At 42.7% G+C, this 19,862-nt stretch carries 16 protein-coding genes and 1 pseudogene; 10 read left to right on the top strand and 7 right to left on the bottom strand.

Going from position 1 to position 19,862, the window contains the following annotated elements; genetic code table 11:
- Positions 1-3: 3 nt before the first annotated feature.
- Entirely contained in the window at positions 4-2,067 is a 2,064-nt protein-coding gene (locus tag DQN58_RS04600; protein ID WP_006717222.1) for a TonB-dependent receptor, read from the bottom strand.
- 170 nt (positions 2,068-2,237) lie between these two features.
- On the opposite strand from DQN58_RS04600, the gene DQN58_RS04595 reads away from it, so the two are divergent.
- Positions 2,238-2,819 (top strand): TetR/AcrR family transcriptional regulator, encoded by a 582-nt coding sequence (locus DQN58_RS04595; RefSeq protein WP_032997773.1) that lies wholly within the window; start codon positions 2,238-2,240, stop codon positions 2,817-2,819.
- A gap of 89 nt (positions 2,820-2,908) precedes the next feature.
- On the opposite strand, the gene bcp is transcribed toward DQN58_RS04595, so the two are convergent.
- Entirely contained in the window at positions 2,909-3,373 is a 465-nt protein-coding gene (gene bcp / locus DQN58_RS04590; protein WP_006717219.1) for a thioredoxin-dependent thiol peroxidase, read from the bottom strand.
- Between the two features lie 153 nt (positions 3,374-3,526).
- Between bcp and dapA the strand changes: the two genes are divergently transcribed.
- A complete protein-coding gene (dapA, locus tag DQN58_RS04585; RefSeq protein WP_032997772.1) occupies positions 3,527-4,420 on the top strand; it encodes a 4-hydroxy-tetrahydrodipicolinate synthase in 894 nt (297 codons plus the stop codon).
- Positions 4,421-4,519: 99 nt separating this feature from the next.
- Positions 4,520-5,524: an outer membrane protein assembly factor BamC gene (bamC, locus tag DQN58_RS04580; protein ID WP_006717213.1), complete on the top strand. Its 1,005-nt coding sequence runs from the start codon at positions 4,520-4,522 to the stop codon at positions 5,522-5,524.
- A gap of 100 nt (positions 5,525-5,624) precedes the next feature.
- On the opposite strand, the gene DQN58_RS04575 is transcribed toward bamC, so the two are convergent.
- Positions 5,625-6,311, bottom strand: a complete 687-nt coding sequence (locus DQN58_RS04575) for a YggS family pyridoxal phosphate-dependent enzyme (RefSeq protein WP_006717211.1) — start codon at positions 6,309-6,311, stop codon at positions 5,625-5,627.
- A gap of 311 nt (positions 6,312-6,622) precedes the next feature.
- On the opposite strand from DQN58_RS04575, the gene thrA reads away from it, so the two are divergent.
- From thrA to hflC, 6 genes are all read left to right on the top strand, one after another.
- Complete coding sequence (thrA, locus tag DQN58_RS04570) at positions 6,623-9,070, top strand: bifunctional aspartate kinase/homoserine dehydrogenase I (RefSeq protein WP_006717209.1); 2,448 nt, start codon at positions 6,623-6,625, stop codon at positions 9,068-9,070.
- Between the two features lie 12 nt (positions 9,071-9,082).
- A complete protein-coding gene (thrB, locus tag DQN58_RS04565; RefSeq protein ID WP_006717206.1) occupies positions 9,083-10,027 on the top strand; it encodes a homoserine kinase in 945 nt (314 codons plus the stop codon).
- 62 nt (positions 10,028-10,089) lie between these two features.
- Positions 10,090-11,364, top strand: coding sequence for a threonine synthase (gene thrC, locus DQN58_RS04560; protein WP_006717204.1), 1,275 nt, complete (start codon positions 10,090-10,092; stop codon positions 11,362-11,364).
- Positions 11,365-11,421: 57 nt separating this feature from the next.
- A complete protein-coding gene (locus tag DQN58_RS04555; protein ID WP_006717202.1) occupies positions 11,422-12,141 on the top strand; it encodes a 4'-phosphopantetheinyl transferase family protein in 720 nt (239 codons plus the stop codon).
- A gap of 94 nt (positions 12,142-12,235) precedes the next feature.
- Entirely contained in the window at positions 12,236-13,501 is a 1,266-nt protein-coding gene (hflK, locus tag DQN58_RS04550) for an FtsH protease activity modulator HflK (protein WP_032997771.1), read from the top strand.
- On the top strand, positions 13,501-14,388 hold the full coding sequence (hflC, locus tag DQN58_RS04545; protein WP_006717199.1) for a protease modulator HflC: 888 nt from the start codon (positions 13,501-13,503) through the stop codon (positions 14,386-14,388). Before hflK ends, hflC begins: the two co-directional genes overlap by 1 nt.
- Positions 14,389-14,543: 155 nt before the next feature.
- On the opposite strand, the gene tig is transcribed toward hflC, so the two are convergent.
- The 4 genes from tig to proC all read right to left on the bottom strand — a co-directional run bounded on the left by tig (position 14,544) and on the right by proC (position 18,878).
- Complete coding sequence (tig, locus tag DQN58_RS04540) at positions 14,544-15,842, bottom strand: trigger factor (RefSeq protein WP_006717197.1); 1,299 nt, start codon at positions 15,840-15,842, stop codon at positions 14,544-14,546.
- Positions 15,843-16,006: 164 nt separating this feature from the next.
- A complete protein-coding gene (gene xerD / locus DQN58_RS04535; protein WP_006717195.1) occupies positions 16,007-16,900 on the bottom strand; it encodes a site-specific tyrosine recombinase XerD in 894 nt (297 codons plus the stop codon).
- 2 nt (positions 16,901-16,902) lie between these two features.
- On the bottom strand, positions 16,903-18,063 hold the full coding sequence (locus DQN58_RS04530; protein WP_006717192.1) for a 3-phenylpropionate MFS transporter: 1,161 nt from the start codon (positions 18,061-18,063) through the stop codon (positions 16,903-16,905).
- Complete coding sequence (gene proC, locus DQN58_RS04525; RefSeq protein ID WP_006717190.1) at positions 18,063-18,878, bottom strand: pyrroline-5-carboxylate reductase; 816 nt, start codon at positions 18,876-18,878, stop codon at positions 18,063-18,065. Before proC ends, DQN58_RS04530 begins: the two co-directional genes overlap by 1 nt.
- Positions 18,879-19,510: 632 nt before the next feature.
- Between proC and DQN58_RS09970 the strand changes: the two are divergent.
- A pseudogene (locus DQN58_RS09970) lies at positions 19,511-19,774 on the top strand (replication initiation protein); the annotation flags it as partial.
- Positions 19,775-19,862: the final 88 nt, after the last annotated feature.

Here is a 19,862-nt window from a genome sequence, read left to right as displayed (position 1 = left end):
TGCTTAAAATCTTAACTCGGTGGATAGTCCAATTTGACGTTCCGGCTGACGAGTAATGTCGCCAGAGCGCGGTACGAGTAAGATATCTTTGCGTGAGTTAAGCACGTTGTCGGCATAAAGCGTGATTCTGGCGTGCTTAAAGTCGTACGCTAAATAAACATCAAGTTGGTCATAATGCCCTACTTTACCATTGGCTAAGTTGTCGGCAGTGGAATAATAACTGCTATTGTAGCTGTAATTTGCACCGATTTCCCAATGATCAAGCAGGCTATAATGCGCGCCCAGTTTTCCGCTGAAATTTGGTGCGCGAGCAAGTTTATTCCCTTCAATGTTGCTGTTCGGATAACGTTTGATGTCGGTTTTCAATATACCGATTCCGGCATTTAACGCCAGTTTCTCGGTGGCTTGCCATTCGGTATTGATTTCCGCACCATAGGTGACGACTTTATCAGCATTGCGGATCACGATGGAATTTGGGCCAAGAGTGAACGGTAACTGCATGTCTTTGTAGTCGTTATAGAATAGGTTGCTGTTAATGCGTAGGCGTTTATCTGCGGATGTCCAACGATGATAAAGTTCGTAGTTCCAGACATATTCCGCGTCATATTCATAGCTGGTGTACGGCACACCAAAAGTCACACCGGCACCGCCCGGGTTGTAACCTTTGCCTACTTTAAAGCCTAAGCGTTGATCATCGTTAATTTTCCATGCAATGTCTGCTTTTGGCAGGAAGACATTGTATTTTTTATCCCGATTGATGAAAAACATCGCACTTTTGCCTTTACGCTGATGATGTTCCTGTTCATAGCGAGCAGAAAGCGTCAATTCAAACGGAATATCAGGCGTAAAGGTAATTTCACCAAAGACCGCCTTGGTTTTCGTTTTATCATTAAAATTTGTCGTAATCGGCGTGCGAGCAATGCGTCCGTTGAGCATCGTAACACTTTCATCTTGTTTCGCATTGAAATAGAACAAACCGAATAACCCACGGTATTTTTCGTTTTCGTATTTTACAATGGGTTCAATTTGGAATTCATTGCCATCAACGCGAGCCGGAACACCTCGACGATTTGGCGGCAATGCAGTGTTGAATGGCGAAGTCGTTTTTCTATCGTGAATAAAGTGGGTATAAACCAATTTATTTTCCCATTTCCAATGCTCTGAGAGTTGATAGCTAATGTCCCAAATAGTGCTGGCAGAGCGTGTTTGGAATACCGGGCGTTCCGGCGTGTAACGTGCTGAATTAGGTTGTAACTCTGTTTCGCTTTGTGGCGCTCTTGCATTTAAATGATTGAACGTTAAACGGCTATAGAGATCCGGCAAGGCTGACGGTGTCCACAGTAATTTGGCGCGGGTGTTAGTGGCTTTAAACCAACGTGGGTTACCAACTGGATCATAATGAGGTAAATCCACAGCCGTTTCGCGTTGTTGATGATCTACGCTTAAACGAAACGCTAATTCGTCTTTCACCACAGGGCCTGAAATCAGGGCGGCTGTTTGTGCCAATCGATGATTCCCCATATTCAATTTCGCTGCGCCCTCCCATTCTTGCGTTGGGTCATTGCTGGTCATGACTACTGCACCGGCAATGGCGTTACGCCCTTGGGCATAGCTTTGCGCGCCACGATAAATTTCTACCTGTTTCATATCCCAGAGGGATTTTGTACCGAACGCCAGTTCGTTATAACTGGAGGTTCTGCCATCGATTTGCATATTTAGTCGTGGGCGTGAACCGGCAAAAAATGCCACCGCACCTACCGCCGGGCCGGACCCGTCAACGCCACGCACAGTAGGTAAGTCATTGCCCAAACCGGTGTCTAAAATATTCACATCGCGTTTTAATAATTGGGTAGCGGACAGTAAATTGGCTTCTCGTTTGAGTTGAGTGGCGGTTACCACGGATGTGCTTGAACCAGTAGATGATTGACTACGTTGGAATTTTTCACCGGTGACAGTGATTTCGTCTAGTACCGTGGTCTGCTGACTTTCTTCAGCATGAGTAGAAAAAGAATAGGCACTCATCAGGCAAAGGCTAATGAGGCTGAGTCGTGAGGATAACTTGTTCATAGGTTCTCCTAGGCTTCATTTTGAGTTAAAGTTTACACTTTTTGCATTAAATGATTAATAATGTAAACCTAGCACAATCACAATACGAAAGTAAATAAGAATTTTTCTCAAATTTGACATTTGACAATTAAAGGCTTTCGGCTATGTTATTGCCCCTTAAGGAGCGAACCATGAAAAAAGATATTTTTTTGAAACAGGTTGCCACTGAACTGTTTTATCAACAAGGTTGGAGATTAACGTCTGTCGCAGAAATTTGTCGGGCGGCGGGGGTGAGTCGGGTGACGTTTTATAAATATTTCCCCACCAAGCAAGATTTAGTGAAATGTATTTTCGAAGAACAAAAAAATAATATGCGGCAGGAATTTGATAGACTGTTAGCCACAGAGGCAGATTTAGCCACGGTGATCCAGCAGATTTTGACGATGCAGCAAGAATCCATGACTACTCTGTATTCCACCGCCGTATTACATGATTTAAATCATGATCAAGATGAAACCTTACAGGCTTTTTTTCGGCAAATGGCACAGGAAAAATATCTCTATATGCACTATTTTTTCAGTACGTTACAACAACGCAAAAGTGTGCGTGATGATTTTCCTGTGATTTTAATTGATGTGTTGATTCAAAAAATGGATGAAATGATTCATTCTTCTGTTTTGCAACAACATTATGCCGGCAAAGAACAGCAACTCTTTAAAGATGTGTTACAGCTTTTTATGCATGGCATTGCTTATCAGAAAAGCGCCGCCTGATTTCTTGAGTAAAAACAGGTCAAAAATGGACCGCACTTTTGGGATATAGATCACTTCATGCGGTCGTTTTATTTTAATGTTATAAAAAATCACTTTTTCAAATAATCCAACACAACCTGATGATGTTCTGTTGTTTTAAATTTATCAAACACCTGCGCAATTTTACCGTTTTCATCAATAAGAAAACTGATTCGGTGAATACCATCAAAAGTGCGTCCCATAAATTTCTTTTCCCCCCACACGCCAAATTGCTCGGCGACTTGATGATCTTCATCGGATAACAAAGTGAAATTTAGCGCTTTCTTTTCGATAAACTGCGCTAATTTTTTCGGGCTATCTGGGCTAATTCCTAAAATCACCACGCCTAAGTTTTCCAATTCCGATTTACTATCCCGTAAACCACAGGCTTGTGTCGTGCAGCCAGGGGTTAACGCTTTTGGGTAAAAATAAACCAACACTTTTTTACCTTTAAACTGTTCCAAAGAAACTAATTCGCCATTTTGATTCAGTAAAGAAAAGTGCGGTGCGTTTTCGCCGACTTTTAATGTATTCATTTAAAAATCCTCTTAAAAAAATAAAAAATTTCTTGCAAATTCAGGGTATTTTAGCGATCTTAAACGACCATTAGCAAGCAAACACAACTCTTTTTTCCGGCAATGTAATTTCTTATTTAAACCGGAATCCAATAACAAAAAATGGAGGCTTTTATGTCAAATCACCCTTTATTTCAGGGAAGCATCGTTGCATTAGTGACACCAATGGATAGCCATGGCGAAGTGGATTTTGAAAATTTGAAAAAGCTGGTTGAATTTCACATTAATGCCGGCACGGATGCAATTGTTTCTGTTGGGACAACCGGTGAATCCGCCACCCTAAGCATTGACGAAAATGTAAAAGCCATCTTAAAGACCGTTGAGTTTGCCGCCGGCAGAATCCCGGTTATTGCCGGTACCGGCGCCAATGCCACCAGCGAAGCCATTACCATGACAAAATTATTAAATAATAGCGGCATTTCCGGTTGTTTATCCGTTGTCCCTTATTACAACAAACCTACGCAAGAAGGCATGTATCAACACTTCAAAGCCATTGCTGAATGTACCGATATTCCGCAAATCCTGTATAACGTACCAGGACGTACCGGAAGTGATTTGCAACCGGAAACGGTTGGTCGTTTAGCCAAAATCAAAAATATTATAGGGATTAAAGAAGCCACCGGTGATGTTTCCCGCGTACAAAAAATCAAACAACTTGCCGGGAATGATTTCATCGTATTAAGCGGCGATGATGCGACCAGTTTAGAAGCTATGAAACTAGGTGCGGAAGGCGTGATTTCAGTCACAAATAACATTGCGCCTGTAGAGATGGCGAAAATGTGCCATTTAGCTCGTGAAGGTAAATTTGAAGAAGCTGAAAAAATTAACCAACGTTTAATGCCGCTACATAAAAATCTCTTTATTGAATCCAACCCTATCCCAGTAAAATGGGCCTGCTATAAACTCGGACTTATTCAAGAGCCTACTCTTCGTTTGCCTCTCACCGTACTCAGTGAAAAAGCACAACCGTCTGTATTAGAAGCCCTAAAACTTGCCGGACTACTTTAAATTGATATCGGGATCTACACATAGATCCCGAACTTTTCTCTTTCTCTTCTGTCGAAAACAGACTTTCTCACTCTTGATTACACGCCAAAAGGATATGTTATGAAAAAATGGTTACTGACTGCAGCAATGGTTGCCCTATTAAGTGCCTGTTCTGCCAGCAATGAAAGTAAACAACAAGCGGGAGATAACTATCAAAAATCAAACCCCGAATTGCCATTTTTCGCTCCACTCGCCAGTGGCGGCGTCAAGTTACCGACACAAAGCGCAGAATATCAATTACCTCAAGTCAAAATTGCGAAAACAGAAAACGTGGATATTCGTCCTCCATCAATTCCATTAGCCATTATCAATGGTTCTATCACCCAATTTGACGGTGAACGTGCATTGATCGTTTATGAATCCAATAAAAAACAGGTGTATAACCTAAAACAAATTGAACGTTTACTGAAAGAACAAGAGATTGGTTATCACTTAGAAGGTAAGAAATTAGTGACTGATTGGACAGAGACCGGACGCGTGGATGACTTAAAAAATACCCAAATACGCTATCAAATTGAAGAAGTGAATGCCCGCCAAGCCAATGCATTAACGGTTTCAGTGCTGCAAATGAAACGCGATGACACGGTTTTCACGCCAAACCTTGCGGATAAACAACGTTATGCTTCTGACCGATTAAATCAATTCGTTGGAGAGCTTAACAGCGCATATCAAAAACAACAGCAAGAACTAAGAGGGGTACAATCCTCACCAATTCAATCCGCCATTGCAACAGATTCTAATGGTCGTATCGCTTTGGTTTTAAATGCACCGTTTGAAAAAGCATGGCACCGTTTAGCTTCTGCATTACCAATCTTAGGATTTGAAATCAGCGAAGAACAAGGCGCACGAGGCATTCGGGAATTAACTTATAAACCTTTATCTCAAGAAGAATGGTTGCGCATCGGCACACAACTTCCTGAACTAGAAAAAGGGGATTACCAAATGCAACTTTCTACCGCCGGCAAACAAAGTGCGGTGGTTATTTCCGATGAAAAGAAAACCGCACTTTCCGGAAAACAAGCACAGATTATTTATCAAGCGTTACAAAACGTCTTAGCAAGATAATTAACCAGTTCACACAAAACGCCACGTTCAATTGAATGTGGCGTTTTGCTTTCCTTTAAAATAAAAAACGCGGCCAAAAACGACCGCACTTTTATGCAAATTACACTCGCTTCCCGAAAATCGCGGTGCCTACGCGCACCATCGTAGAACCGCATTTAATGGCGCTTTGCATATCGTCGGTCATGCCCATGGATAAAGTATCAATTTGGGCATGAGGCAAAGCCTGCTGCAATCCTTCAAACAAGGTATGCATTTGACGAAACGTTTGTTCCTGTTGCACCACATCATCGGTAGGTTCAGGAATCGCCATTAAACCGCGTAAACGTAAGTGCGGTAGATTTTCCACGTGTTTTGCTAAAGGCAAAATATCATCGGGTTGCACGCCGGATTTACTGGCTTCATTGCTGATATTCACTTGAATTAACACATTTAATGGTGCCTTGTGCGGTGGGCGTTGTTCATTTAAACGGTCAGCGATTTTTGCACGCTCAAGAGTTTGCATCCAGTCAAAATATTCCGCCACCAAGCGGGTTTTGTTAGATTGTAATGGCCCGATAAAATGCCATTCCAATTCAATCTGCTGTTGTTGGCAAAATTGAATTTTTTCAACGCCCTCTTGCACATAGTTTTCGCCAAATGCCATTTGACCCGCTTCGTACGCGGTTAAAATATCTTCAATCGGTTTAGTTTTAGAAACGGCAAGTAATTTGACCGCACTTTGAGTCTCAGAATGGCATTCGCATTGTGTAATTTGTTCCTGAATATGAGCAAGATTTTGCGCAATCATAAGGCGTCCTTGTAATAAAAATGGTAATTTATTTTACACCAACTAAAAAAGTTAGAAAATAATGCAAAATTCTCCGATTTCCGTTTGACAAGGATATGAAATTTCGGTATTTCTATATCCAATTTTTCACCATGTAAAATAAATTATGCGTCAACTTAACCGCACTATTATTATGTCAACCTCCATGATTACCATTACGATGATTAATGGGGCGGGCTAGTGCGTTAAGAATAAGATTCATAAACCCGCTTCCTCTATAAAGCGGGTTTTTTTATGCAAACATTTTTATATATCATACTCAGGAGAATATCATGCGCGTATTAAAATTTGGCGGCACATCACTCGCCAATCCGGAACGGTTTTTGCAGGCTGCCGAGCTTATTGAGAAAGCCCATTTAGAGGAGCAGGCGGCAGGCGTGCTATCGGCACCGGCCAAAATCACCAATCATCTTGTTGCCCTTTCCGAAAAAGCCAGCTTAAATCAACCTACCGATTCCCATTTCAACGAAGCATTAGATATTTTCTATACCATCATTAACGGCTTACATGCCAAAAACAATAAGTTTGACCTTGCTGGCACCAAACAACTGATTGATCAAGAATTCCAACAAATTGCCTCTTTATTAGAACAAATTCGTGAAGCCGGTAAAGTGGAAGATGCGGTAAAGGCGACCATTGATTGCCGCGGCGAAAAACTCTCTATTGCGATGATGAAAGCCTGGTTTGAAGCCAATGGATATAGCGTACACGTTGTTGACCCGGTTCAACAATTATTGGCTCAAGGCAGTTATTTAGAATCCTCCGTAGATATTGAAGAATCCACCAAACGTGTGAATGCAGGCGCCATCGCCAAAGAGAAAGTTGTGTTAATGGCAGGCTTTACTGCCGGCAATGATAAAGGTGAGTTGGTCTTGTTAGGCCGTAATGGTTCCGACTATTCCGCTGCCTGTTTGGCGGCCTGTTTAGGCGCTAGCGTCTGTGAAATTTGGACCGATGTTGACGGCGTTTATACTTGCGACCCTCGTTTAGTATTGGATGCACGTTTGTTGCCAAGCCTGTCTTATCGCGAAGCCATGGAGCTTTCCTACTTTGGTGCAAAAGTGATTCATCCACGCACTATCGGCCCGTTAATACGTCCGAATATTCCATGCTTAATTAAAAATACCGGTAATCCAACCGCACCAGGTTCCATTATTGCCGGCAATATCAAATCCGAAGAGTTGCAAGTCAAAGGCATCACCAATTTAGATAATGTTGCCATGTTCAACGTTTCCGGTCCGGGAATGCAAGGCATGGTCGGTATGGCATCACGCGTATTCTCTGCCATGTCTAACGCCAATGTATCGGTGATTTTAATCACTCAATCTTCTTCCGAATACAGCATCAGTTTCTGTGTGCCGGTAAAATCTTTGGAGGTTGCACTCAAAGCATTAGAAACGGAATTTGAGCAAGAATTAAAAGCCCACCAATTAGATCCTATCGAAACGATTAAAGACCTTTCCATCATTTCGGTGGTGGGTGATGGAATGCGCCAAGCCAAAGGCATTGCCGCACGTTTCTTCTCAGCCTTAGCTCAAGCCAACATCAGTATTAATGCCATTGCGCAAGGTTCTTCCGAGCGTTCCATCTCCGCTGTGGTACCACAAAATAAAGCGATTGAAGCGGTAAAAGCAACACATCAAGCCTTATTTAATAACAAAAAAATCGTGGAAGTTTTTCTCGTGGGCGTTGGCGGTGTCGGCGGTGAATTAATCGAACAAATCAAACAGCAAAAAGAGTATTTAGCAAAGAAGGACATTGAAATCCGTGTCTGTGCATTAGCCAACTCCAATAAAATGTTGCTGAATGAAAACGGCTTAAGTTTAGACCATTGGCAAGCAGATTTGGAAAATGCCACCCAGCCATCTGATTTTGACGTGTTGTTATCTTTCATTAAATTACATCACGTTGTGAACCCGGTCTTTGTAGATTGTACATCGGCTGAATCCTTAGCGAGTTTGTATGAACGTGCATTGGCAGAAGGTTTCCATGTGGTAACCCCAAATAAAAAAGCCAATACTCGCGACTTAACTTACTACCACAAACTGCGTGAACTAGCCCATAAAAACCAACGTAAATTCTTATACGAAACCAACGTCGGTGCAGGTTTACCGGTCATTGAGAACTTACAAAACTTATTAGCCGCCGGCGATGAAGTGGAACGTTTTGACGGGATTTTATCCGGTTCCCTTTCTTTTATTTTCGGTAAATTGGAAGAAGGTTTAAGCCTTTCTCAAGCGACCGCACTTGCCCGCGAAAAAGGCTTCACTGAACCGGATCCGCGCGATGACTTATCCGGTCAGGACGTTGCCCGCAAATTGTTAATTCTTGCTCGTGAAAGCGGCTTAGAACTAGAGTTGTCAGATGTCGAAGTCGAAGGCGTTCTTCCAAAAGGTTTTGCCGAGGGCAAATCTACCGAAGAATTTATGGCGATGTTGCCGCAATTGGATACCGAATTTGCTGCACGTGTCGAAAAAGCCGAAGCGGAAGAAAAAGTTTTACGTTACGTTGGACAAATTGAAAACGGCAAATGCAAAGTGTCTATTGTTGCCGTGGGCAAAGATGATCCGCTATACAAGGTGAAAAACGGTGAGAATGCGTTGGCATTTTACACTCGTTATTACCAACCGATTCCGCTATTATTACGCGGTTACGGCGCGGGCAATGCTGTCACTGCTGCCGGCATTTTTGCCGATATTTTAAGAACCTTAAAGCACTAAACGGAGAATGTTATGCTAAGAGTCTATGCGCCGGCCTCCAGTGCCAATATCAGCGTCGGTTTCGATACCTTAGGTGCGGCAATTTCCCCGATTAACGGCTCATTATTAGGCGATGTGGTGCAAATCGAACCTATCGCCGCCGGCTTTGAGTTAGAAAGTGCGGGTTATTTTGTGCGTAAATTACCAAAAGAACCGCAAAAAAATATCGTTTATCAAGCCTATGTGTTATTCAGTGAACAACTCAAATTACGTAACACAAAAGTCAAACCGCTACGCTTAACCTTAGAGAAAAATATGCCTATCGGTTCAGGCTTGGGCTCCAGTGCCTGCTCTATTGTTGCCGCCTTGGTCGCGCTGAATAAATTCCATGACGAACCGTTTTCTAAAATGGAATTGTTAGAAATGATGGGCGAGTTGGAAGGACGCATTTCCGGCTCCATTCATTACGATAATGTGGCCCCTTGCTACTTGGGTGGCGTGCAGTTTATGGTGCAATCACTCGGCAACATTTGCCAAACCTTGCCGTTTTTTGATCATTGGTATTGGGTCTTGGCGTATCCGGGTATTGAAGTCTCCACGGCGGAAGCCCGAGCAATTTTACCGAAAAGCTATACGCGTCAAGATGTTATCGCACATGGTCGCCATCTCGGTGGTTTCGTGCACGCTTGCCACACACAACAGGAAAACTTAGCCGCCATGATGATGAAAGATGTCATTGCCGAACCTTATCGTGAAGCCTTGTTACCTAACTTTGCTGAGGTCAAACAAGCGACGCGCGATTTAGGTGCGTTAGCTACCGGAATTTCGGGGTCCGGCCCGACGATCTTTTCCATCGCACCGGATTTACATATTGCCGGCAAACTTGCCACTTACCTTGAAAATCATTATTTACAAAACAACGAAGGCTTTGTGCACATTTGCAAAGTCGATAATGCCGGCGCAAGAGAACTTGATTAAAACACCGGAAAAAATCACCGCACTTTTGTCTTAAAGGTGCCAAACAAAAGAACAGGTTTCACATGAATTTATACAACATCAAACACCCCGAAGAACAGGTCAATTTTGCCCAAGCCGTACGCCAAGGGCTAGGCAAAGATCAGGGCTTATTTTTCCCTGAAAACATACCGCACTTAAGCAATATCGATGAGCTATTGGCATTGCCACTGGTTAAGCGCAGTCAAAAAATCCTTGGTGCCTTAATCGGTGAGGAAATCCCTCAAGCACAGCTTGAACAAATGGTGCGCAACGCCTTCACTTTCCCGGCACCGATTGCCAAAGTGGAAGACAATATTTATGCATTGGAATTGTTCCATGGTCCGACCCTTGCCTTTAAAGACTTCGGCGGACGCTTTATGGCGCAAGCGCTTGCAACCGTACGCGGTGACGGCAAAATCACGATTTTAACCGCGACATCCGGTGACACTGGCGCAGCTGTTGCTCATGCATTCTATGGCTTAGAAAATATCGATGTGGTGATTTTATACCCGAAAGGTAAAATCAGCCCGTTACAAGAAAAACTCTTCTGCACCCTTGGCGGTAATATTCGCACCATCGCGATCAATGCCGATTTCGATGCCTGCCAAGCGTTAGTCAAACAAGCCTTTGATGATGCAGAACTACGCCAAGCCATCGGCTTAAATTCGGCGAACTCCATCAATATCAGCCGTTTATTGGCACAGGTATGCTATTACTTTGAAGCGGCGGCACAATTACCAAAAGAACAACGTGAAAACTTGGTGGTTTCTGTGCCAAGCGGCAACTTCGGCAACCTCACTGCCGGATTAATCGCTAAAACCCTCGGCTTACCAATTAAACGTTTTATCGCAGCCACCAACGCCAACGACACCGTGCCGCGTTATTTACACAGCGGAAACTGGTCACCAAATGCAACCGTGGCCACCCTTTCCAACGCCATGGACGTTTCTCGTCCAAACAACTGGCCTCGCGTAGAAGAATTGTTCAAACGTAACGGTTGGGCATTGACTGAGTTACATTCGGCTGCAATTTCCGATGCACAAACAGAAGACACGTTACGCGCCATGAACCAACTGGGTTATTTGTGCGAACCACACGGCGCGGTAGCTTATGAAGTGTTAAAACAGGATTTACAACCAGGCGAAACCGGCTTATTCCTGTGCACTGCGCATCCGGCAAAATTTAAAGAATCCGTCGAACGTATTCTGGATTTAACGCTGCCGCTACCGGAAGCGTTGGATAAACACAACAAACTGCCGTTGTTATCCGATGAAATGGAAAACGATTTTGCGCAGTTAAGAGCTTATTTATTGAAATAAGGCGACAAAGTGCGGTGACAAAATTCAACGAATTTTAACCGCACTTTTCTTATCACGATGACAACGCTAATCGCTTGGGGAAATATTCACACCCCCTTCCCTTTTCATGACATCCCAGCCGACCTGATTCCGGCAAATTTACTGACGTCAAGCCACGGCAACCCGCGTATGCAACAACGTTGGCAATGTCGTCGTTTAGCGCATTTCTTGCTGTGGCAATTACTCAAAACAGCAGAAAAACCGACCGCACTTTTAGGGCAAATTTCGCGAACAAAAAGCGACCGTCCGCAATTTCCTCCTTCTGAACTTGATTTTAATATCAGCCATTCTGGTGATTGGGTGGCAGTGATTTTACATATCAGTCCACCAGGCGAAAAAAGTGCGGTTGGAATCGACATTGAATCGCCTAGTAAAGAACGTCCTTATTTAGCCCTGTTGGAACACTTTGCAAGCGCGGAAGAAATCGACTGGTTTCAACAACAAACTGAATCCCAATCCGCTTTTTATCGTATTTGGTGTTTACGTGAAGCCGTGCTGAAATCCCAAGGCGTGGGCATCGCAAAATTATCAGAAGTGACACATCATCCCGAAACCTTACACATTTTCTCGGCGCATTGCCCCCGTGGACAGCTGTGTTTTACCGAGGAGCTTCCCTTTTATCTCGCCTATTTTGTTAACCAAACACCTATAAAATCGCCCTGTTTTTGGGCGTGGGACGGAGACCATCTTCAACCTCAAAGGCTTGTGCATAAAATTCACTACAACGTGAATAATTAACCCTTTAAAATCGATAGACTTTCCCATTATTCGTTAGACTTAACACGCGATTTTGTTTAGACTTGCAACAATTTTTTGACAAATGGAGAAAGCAATGTCTTTAAATGGTTCAGATCAAGATCCTTGGGGCAAACCAAAGCAAAACGGACAATCCTCGGGTAATCAGGATTCCGGTAAAAATGAAGGTCAGTCTAACTGGGATCGTTCTTCCAATTCACAAAAAAAGAACGAACAATCACCACCGGATTTAGAAGAGGTTTTCAATAATTTATTGAAAAAAATGGGCGGTAAAGGAGCTAAAAACAATCACTCCGGTGCATCTAACCTGCCTTCCGGCTTAGGTAAATTATTACCGATTGTAATTGCAGCCGGCGTGATTATATGGGGCGCCAGCGGTTTCTATACCATCAAAGAAGCAGAACGTGGCGTCGTGCTACGTTTAGGACAATTCCATTCCATTCAACAACCAGGCTTAAACTGGAAACCGACTTTTATTGATCGAGTGATTCCGGTCAACGTAGAACGTGTACTTGAATTAAGAACGCAAGGTTCCATGCTCACCCAAGATGAAAACATGGTGAAAGTAGAAATGACCGTGCAGTATCGCATCCAAAACCCTGAAAAATACCTGTTCAGTGCAATCAATGCCAATGACAGCTTGAATCAGGCTACCGACAGTGCATTACGCTATGTTATCGGCCACATGTCGATGAACGATATTTTGACGACAGGTCGTTCCGTTGTTCGTGAAAACACCTGGAAAGCGTTAAATCAAATTATTGAACCATATGATATGGGGTTAGAAGTGATTGATGTGAACTTCCAATCTGCACGTCCGCCGGAAGAAGTGAAAGAAGCCTTTGATGATGCGATTAAAGCGCAAGAAGACGAACAACGCTATATTCGTGAAGCAGAAGCCTATGCGCGTGAGAAAGAGCCGATTGCTCGTGGTAATGCACAACGTATTTTAGAAGAAGCAACCGCTTATAAAGATCGCGTAGTGTTAGATGCTAAAGGGGAAGTAGAACGTTTCCAACCGCTCTTACCTGAGTTTAAAGCGGCACCAACCGTCTTCCGTGAACGCTTATATATTCAGTCCATGGAAAAAGTCATGGCAAATACACCAAAAGTCATGTTGGATTCCGGCAATGGAAATAACTTAACCGTGTTGCCTTTAGAACAATTGTTAAAAGGTAAAAAGTCCACTGGCTCGAACGGTAGTGCTAATGTAAGTGAATCCAATGAAACACAACAAAGTGCGGTAACTTCTTTGCCTGTTTCACGCACGCATGAGCAAACAGCACCACTTAGACCAATGGAATCGCGTACCGACAATGGTCGCCAAGGGAGAATTAACTAATGCGTAAATTTTTATTACCTGTTATTTTCGTGCTTATCGCAGTGCTTTATTCCAGTATTGTGGTTGTCAGTGAAGGTACGCGTGGCATTATGTTACGCTTTGGCAAAGTGCAACGCGATGCCGATAATAAAGTGGCAATTTATACGCCGGGATTACATTTCAAAATTCCCTTTATTGATAATTTGAAAGCGTTAGATGCTCGTATTCAAACCTTAGACGGACAAGCAGATCGTTTTGTCACCGTAGAGAAAAAAGACCTTTTGGTGGATTCCTACGTGAAATGGCGTATTAACGATTTCGGTCGTTTCTTTACTACCACCGGTGGTGGCGACTACGCACAAGCAGCCAATTTATTACGCCGCAAAGTTAACGACCGTTTGCGTTCTGAAATCGGTTCCCGCACTATTAAAGACATCGTTTCAGGTACACGTGGTGAACTCATGGCCGGGGCTAAAAATGCGCTCAATAGTGGACAAGACAGCACTGCTGAATTGGGAATTGAAGTATTAGACGTACGTATCAAGCAAATTAACTTGCCGGATGAAGTGTCTTCTTCTATTTACCAACGTATGCGTGCAGAACGTGATGCAGTTGCTCGCGAACACCGTTCACAAGGTAAAGAAAAAGCCGCATTTATTCAGGCAGATGTTGATCGTAAAGTGACGTTAATCATTGCGAATGCAGAAAAAACAGCGCAAGAATTACGCGGTGAGGGCGATGCTACTGCAGCGAAGATCTTTGCTGATGCCTTTGGTAAAGAACCGGAATTTTATAGCTTCATTCGTAGTCTTAAAGCCTATGAAAGCAGCTTCTCTAATTCTGATAACTTGTTGATTTTAAAACCGGACAGCGATTTCTTCCGCTTTATGCAATCTCCAAGTAAGTAACGTTCTAATAGAAAAAAGGGTATCTTCAGATACCCTTTTTTATTGCCTAGCAAAGCCTCATGGGAATATTCACAAGGCAAAAAAATACCCCGATTTTCATTGAGGTATTCAGCTAAAAAACACTTAAAAGATTAACCGCACTTCGCGGAGAATCATTAAGCTTGTGGATTCATGATCTCATCGAAGGTTGCTGCTTTTTCAGTGACTTGCGCTTTCGCCAATACCGCATCAACAGCCTGTTCTTCTAATACTACGTTACGAATGTTATTCATTAATTCGTTGTTTTTGCTGTAGTATTCAACCACGTCTGCCGGTTGTTCGTAAGCAGACGCGATTTCTTCGATCATTGCTTTAGCACGTTCTTCATCTGCTTTTAATTCGTTAGAAGCAATAACCTGTGCTAATAATAGACCTACTAATACGCGACGTTTAGCTTGTTCTTCAAACAATTCGCGTGGTAATTGTGCTGCTTGTTGTGCATTACCGCCAAAGCGTTGTGCTGCTTGTTGACGCAATACATCAATTTCTTGTTCAACTGCAGAACTTGGCACATCAATTTGGTTTTGCTGTACTAAACCGTCAATCACTTGAGTTTTCACACGAGTCGTCAACGCATTTTTCAATTCACGTTGCATGTTTTTACGAATTTCATTGCGTAAATCTGCAACAGATTTTGTGTTCGGACCAAATTTTGCAACGAACTCATCGGTTAATTCCGGTAATACCATCACTTCAACTTTCTTCAACGTAATGTCAAATTTCGCTGCTTTACCTTTTAAGTTTTCAACGTGATATTCTTCCGGGAAGGTCACATCAATAGTGAATTTGTCGCCCGCTTTGTGGCCAACGATGCCCTCTTCAAAGCCTGGGATCATACGGCCTTGACCCATGAATAAAACGAAATCGGATGCTTTGCCGCCTTCAAATTCTTCGCCGTCAACAGAACCCACGAAGTCAATAGTTACGCGATCTTCAGCTTTCGCTGCGTCTTGGCTTTCAGTCCAAGTTGCTTGTTGTTTGCGTAACACTTCAACCATCTTGTCAACATCTGCTTCAGAGATTTCAACAATCGGTTTTTCTACTTTAATATTTTCTAAGCCTTTTAACTCAACTTCAGGGTACACTTCAAAGGTTGCGCTGAATTTTAATTCTTTGCCTTCTTCAAATTGTTCAACAGTGAAACTTGGACGACCTGCTAGGTTAATTTTGTTTTCGATAACCGCTTGGAAGAAATGGTTTTGTAATAAATCACCTAAAATGTCTTGACGAACAGAAGCGCCGAAACGTTTTTCAATGATGTGTGGAGGGACTTTACCTTTACGGAAGCCGTCAACACGTGCGTTTTTAGCAACGCGTTTTAATTCTTCGCGGATAGCTTGAACAACGGTTTCAGCCGGAACGGTGATGGTTACACGACGCTCTAAACCTTGAGTCGTTTCAATATTTAATGACATTATGATGTTACCTCAAATTGATGCACTCGGCGAATGCTCACACCGAACACGTTATTAATAGAAAATAAGACGATGAATTATAACGGGACAAAGCCTTTCAGTCGAGGAAATGCACGATAAAAGCGCATAATTGATTAAAAAACGCTCGATTTATCTACACAAAATTAACCACGTGGATGATAGCGTTCGTGCAAACGTTTCAAGCGTTCTTTCGCCACATGGGTATAAATTTGTGTCGTTGATAAATCACTGTGTCCTAACAGCATTTGCACCACCCGTAAATCCGCACCATGATTTACCAAATGGGTAGCAAACGCGTGACGCAAAACGTGTGGTGACAACATATTACTATCAATTTCCGCCAGCACCGCATAATGTTTAATCCGATGCCAAAAAGTCTGCCGTGTCATTTGCGTACCGCGACGGCTAGGAAATAGCACGTCGGAACTTTGTCCATTCAATAAAATCGGTCGGGCAAACAGCATAAATTGTTTCACCCAATGGGTGGCCTCCTCTCCCATCGGCACAATACGTTCTTTATTGCCTTTGCCGATGACCCGCACGACGCCTTGATTTAGGCTAATGCTATCGGTATGTAATGAAACCAATTCCGTCACCCGCAATCCCGTGGCATACAATAGCTCCAACATCGCCTTATCGCGTAGTTCAATCGGCTGTTCCAAACTTTGCACATTCAACAAATCCGTGACTTGCTGTTCGGTTAAATACTTCGGCAAACGGCTGGGTAATTTAGGCGAACTTAACACCGCACTTGGATCGTCGGTGCGGTATTTTTCTTGATATAAATATTGGAAAAGCTTTCGAATAGCACTCAATAATCTTGCCGTACTGGTGGCTTTATACCCTTGCTCTACCCGCTCACCAAGAAAAGTTTGAAGATCGACCGAATCCAAATCGAGCAATGACAGTTTGCGCTCACTAAGCCAATCGCAAAGTGCGGTGAGATCCAAACGATAAGATTGCACAGTATTAGGCGACAAGCCTTTGCCTATCCATAATTCATTTAGAAATAAATCGAGCAAAGTAAGATCATTCATGTTTAGTCTCGATGAAGTAAAAAGGCTTCAACTTTAGGTGGCGTCACCACGAACGCCAACGCCGCAATGATGGCCATTAAGACGAACGTCATTGATGCCGAATACGGGTAAATCACACCGCCAAGTGCGGTCAAAATCGCCACCATTGCGCTGTTTGATATGCCGTTATACAACGCTTGCAATTTGGAAATGTGGGACTGCGGTTGGGTTGTGATATAGCGCACCATGCCGTAATGCGCCACCGCGTACGTTAGACTGTGAAGTAATTGCAAAAGCCCGATGAGCCAAACCTCACTTGTGGCAGCAAGGCCTACCCAACGCACAATGCACGCCAAGGTCGCCAAATGAAAAAGGGTGCTGACCTTCCAGTTTTGCAGTAAACGGCGGGAAAAGAAAAACAACAAAATTTCGGCAATCACCCCCAAGCCCCATAGCAAGCTGGTCTGCGAAACGGAAATCCCCAGACTGGTCCAATACAACACACTATAAACATAATAGGCGGCGTGTGAGCCCTGAATTAAAGACGACGCCAACAAAACCCGCAAGGTTGTGTTGTTTTTTAATAAAGCCCAATACCCCACATCGGTGCCGGACTCTTCCGAAGATTCATCTTGCGGGGGAATCGTCGGTGTCACGCACTGCATCACCGAATACGCTAATAAAAGTGCGGTCAAAATCCAAACGATATTTTGCTCACCGAAAAAGCCGATAACATTGCCAAATAAAGTGACGCCAACCACAAAAGCAACAGATCCGATTAACCGAGCCTTACCGTAATCCAACTGAATTTGTCGTTGCCAAGTGCTTGCTAAAGAATCTGTAATCGGCATACCTGCCGCATTGACCATGGCAAATAAGCCGATAGCAGAAAACAGCAACCAAAAATTCTCTGCGACAACACTTAAACCGGCCATAATCAATGCACTGGCAAGCGCCAACACACGCAAAGAATTGATCAACTGTGAAGCGCGTTTAATTAAACCTGAAAAAAACAAACCGCCGACAAAGCGAAAGACATAAGCACTTGCCAACACCATGCCAATCAGCTCTTCCCCATAGTGTTGCGATTTCAACCACACCGGGAAAAAGGGGATAAAAACGCCATACGCGCAGTAATAACCGAAAAAGCTCAAAGCGAGCCAAGTAAAAGGACGAACAAGCATTAAAATAACGTTTCCATTTCTTTTGAACGTGCTACACAAGCTTGCATAGCGTGTTGCACGATGTCATTAAATTGATGTTGATTCAACACATTCAGCGCAGCCGCCGTTGTGCCGCCTTTGGAGGTCACATTTTGGCGCAATGTCGATAAATCTAGCTGCGGATTTTCCACCACCATTTTGGCCGAACCTAACATCGCTTGCTGAACCAATTCACGAGCGTTGTCTGCAGACAATCCCATATCAATTAGGCCTTGTTGCATGGCTTCTAAAAATTGAAAAAAATACGCTGGGCTACTGCCAGACGCGGCTGTGACGGCATGCATGTGTTCTTCCGACGCCACCCAAAGGGTTTTGCCTACGGCAGACAACAAATCTTGCGCAAAAGTGCGGTCATTTTCTGAGGTGTTTTGGCCGGCAAATAACCCCGCCATCCCCTCACCTACTAAGGCCGGCGTATTTGGCATCACACGTACAATAGACGTCGCTGTCGGTAAAAATGCGGTCAATCTTGCCACTGAAATGCCGGCAGCAATCGAAATAAGTAATTTATCGGAAAAATCCACCGCACTTAAAGGTGAGCAAACCTCTGCTAACACTTGCGGTTTGACGGCTAACAACACAACATCCGCTTGTGAGACGGCGGCGACATTATCCGTTGAGGTGCGTACGCCTTTTTGTGCAAATAAATCACGCTTTTCTTCATTCGGATCGCACACGATAATTTTATCGGCAGGATAAGCTTGTTTTAATAAGCCAAACACAATAGCTTGCGCCATATTGCCGCCACCGATAAAGCACACCAATTTATGTTGCATATTTCACCTTCAAGTAAGTTACAATAGCGCACATTTTACCTGAATAAGCATAAGGATCTACCATGTTTGGTTCAAAAATTTAATAGCCCGTATCAAACCATTGCAAACAATGGGTTCATTATAGGTGATGGTGTTTATTGGTTACTAAAATGGTTACCATAATAAGATATGCTCATTGTAGCTGTTTAAGAATTGATCATTGATATGTGTATTGTTATGACTACTTTGCACAATACACCAAAAATCATCGAATGTATCTAAAAAAATTTCAATTTGAACTTATTAAATCAAAATCTTATTGTAAACTGGTTTTTGATTGAACATTGAACATTGAACATTAAACATTGAACATCAATCATATGTAGCTATACGTAATCAAACATTATGTTATTTCATTCTATAATTATTTCTAAATCATTAATATCTGATATGGGATAATATTTTGTTACTTAGTTATATTTTACTAATTATTAATAGTATCTGATATGGCATAGCATGAATGTTATTCAGATTAAGGGGAAAATATGTTGAATCGTAAAATTTATACATTAGATGATTTTAATCAAAGTTTAGCTGCTCAGCTCAAGTAGACAGATGATTTTAATAACGGCACATGGTTAAATCATAAAGATGTAGCATTAACACATAAGTATATTCAATTTAATGATTTATTCATTAAGTTTATGGTGTTTGATTTAGATCGAGAGAATTCAGCAATGGACTGGGACTTTTTAGGGCTTCCGAGCCCAAATATTGTTGTACAAAATACAGAAAATGGTCGATGTCACTACATTTATGCATTAGAAACGCCGATTTGTAATACGAAAAATGCTCGATTTAAGCCAATAAGTTATTTTAAAAAGATACAGCGAGCCTATGTTAAGAAATTGAAATAGGACAAACATTACGTAGGTATATTTACAAAAAATCCTAATTCAAATTTTTGGCGAACAATAGTATTTAATGTACCTGCATATAGTTTAG

Source organism: Aggregatibacter segnis ATCC 33393 (assembly GCF_900476035.1).
Classification (GTDB): domain Bacteria; phylum Pseudomonadota; class Gammaproteobacteria; order Enterobacterales; family Pasteurellaceae; genus Aggregatibacter; species Aggregatibacter segnis.
Note: the sequence above shows the minus strand (reverse complement) of the source record. Positions and strands in the feature narration are given on the sequence as shown.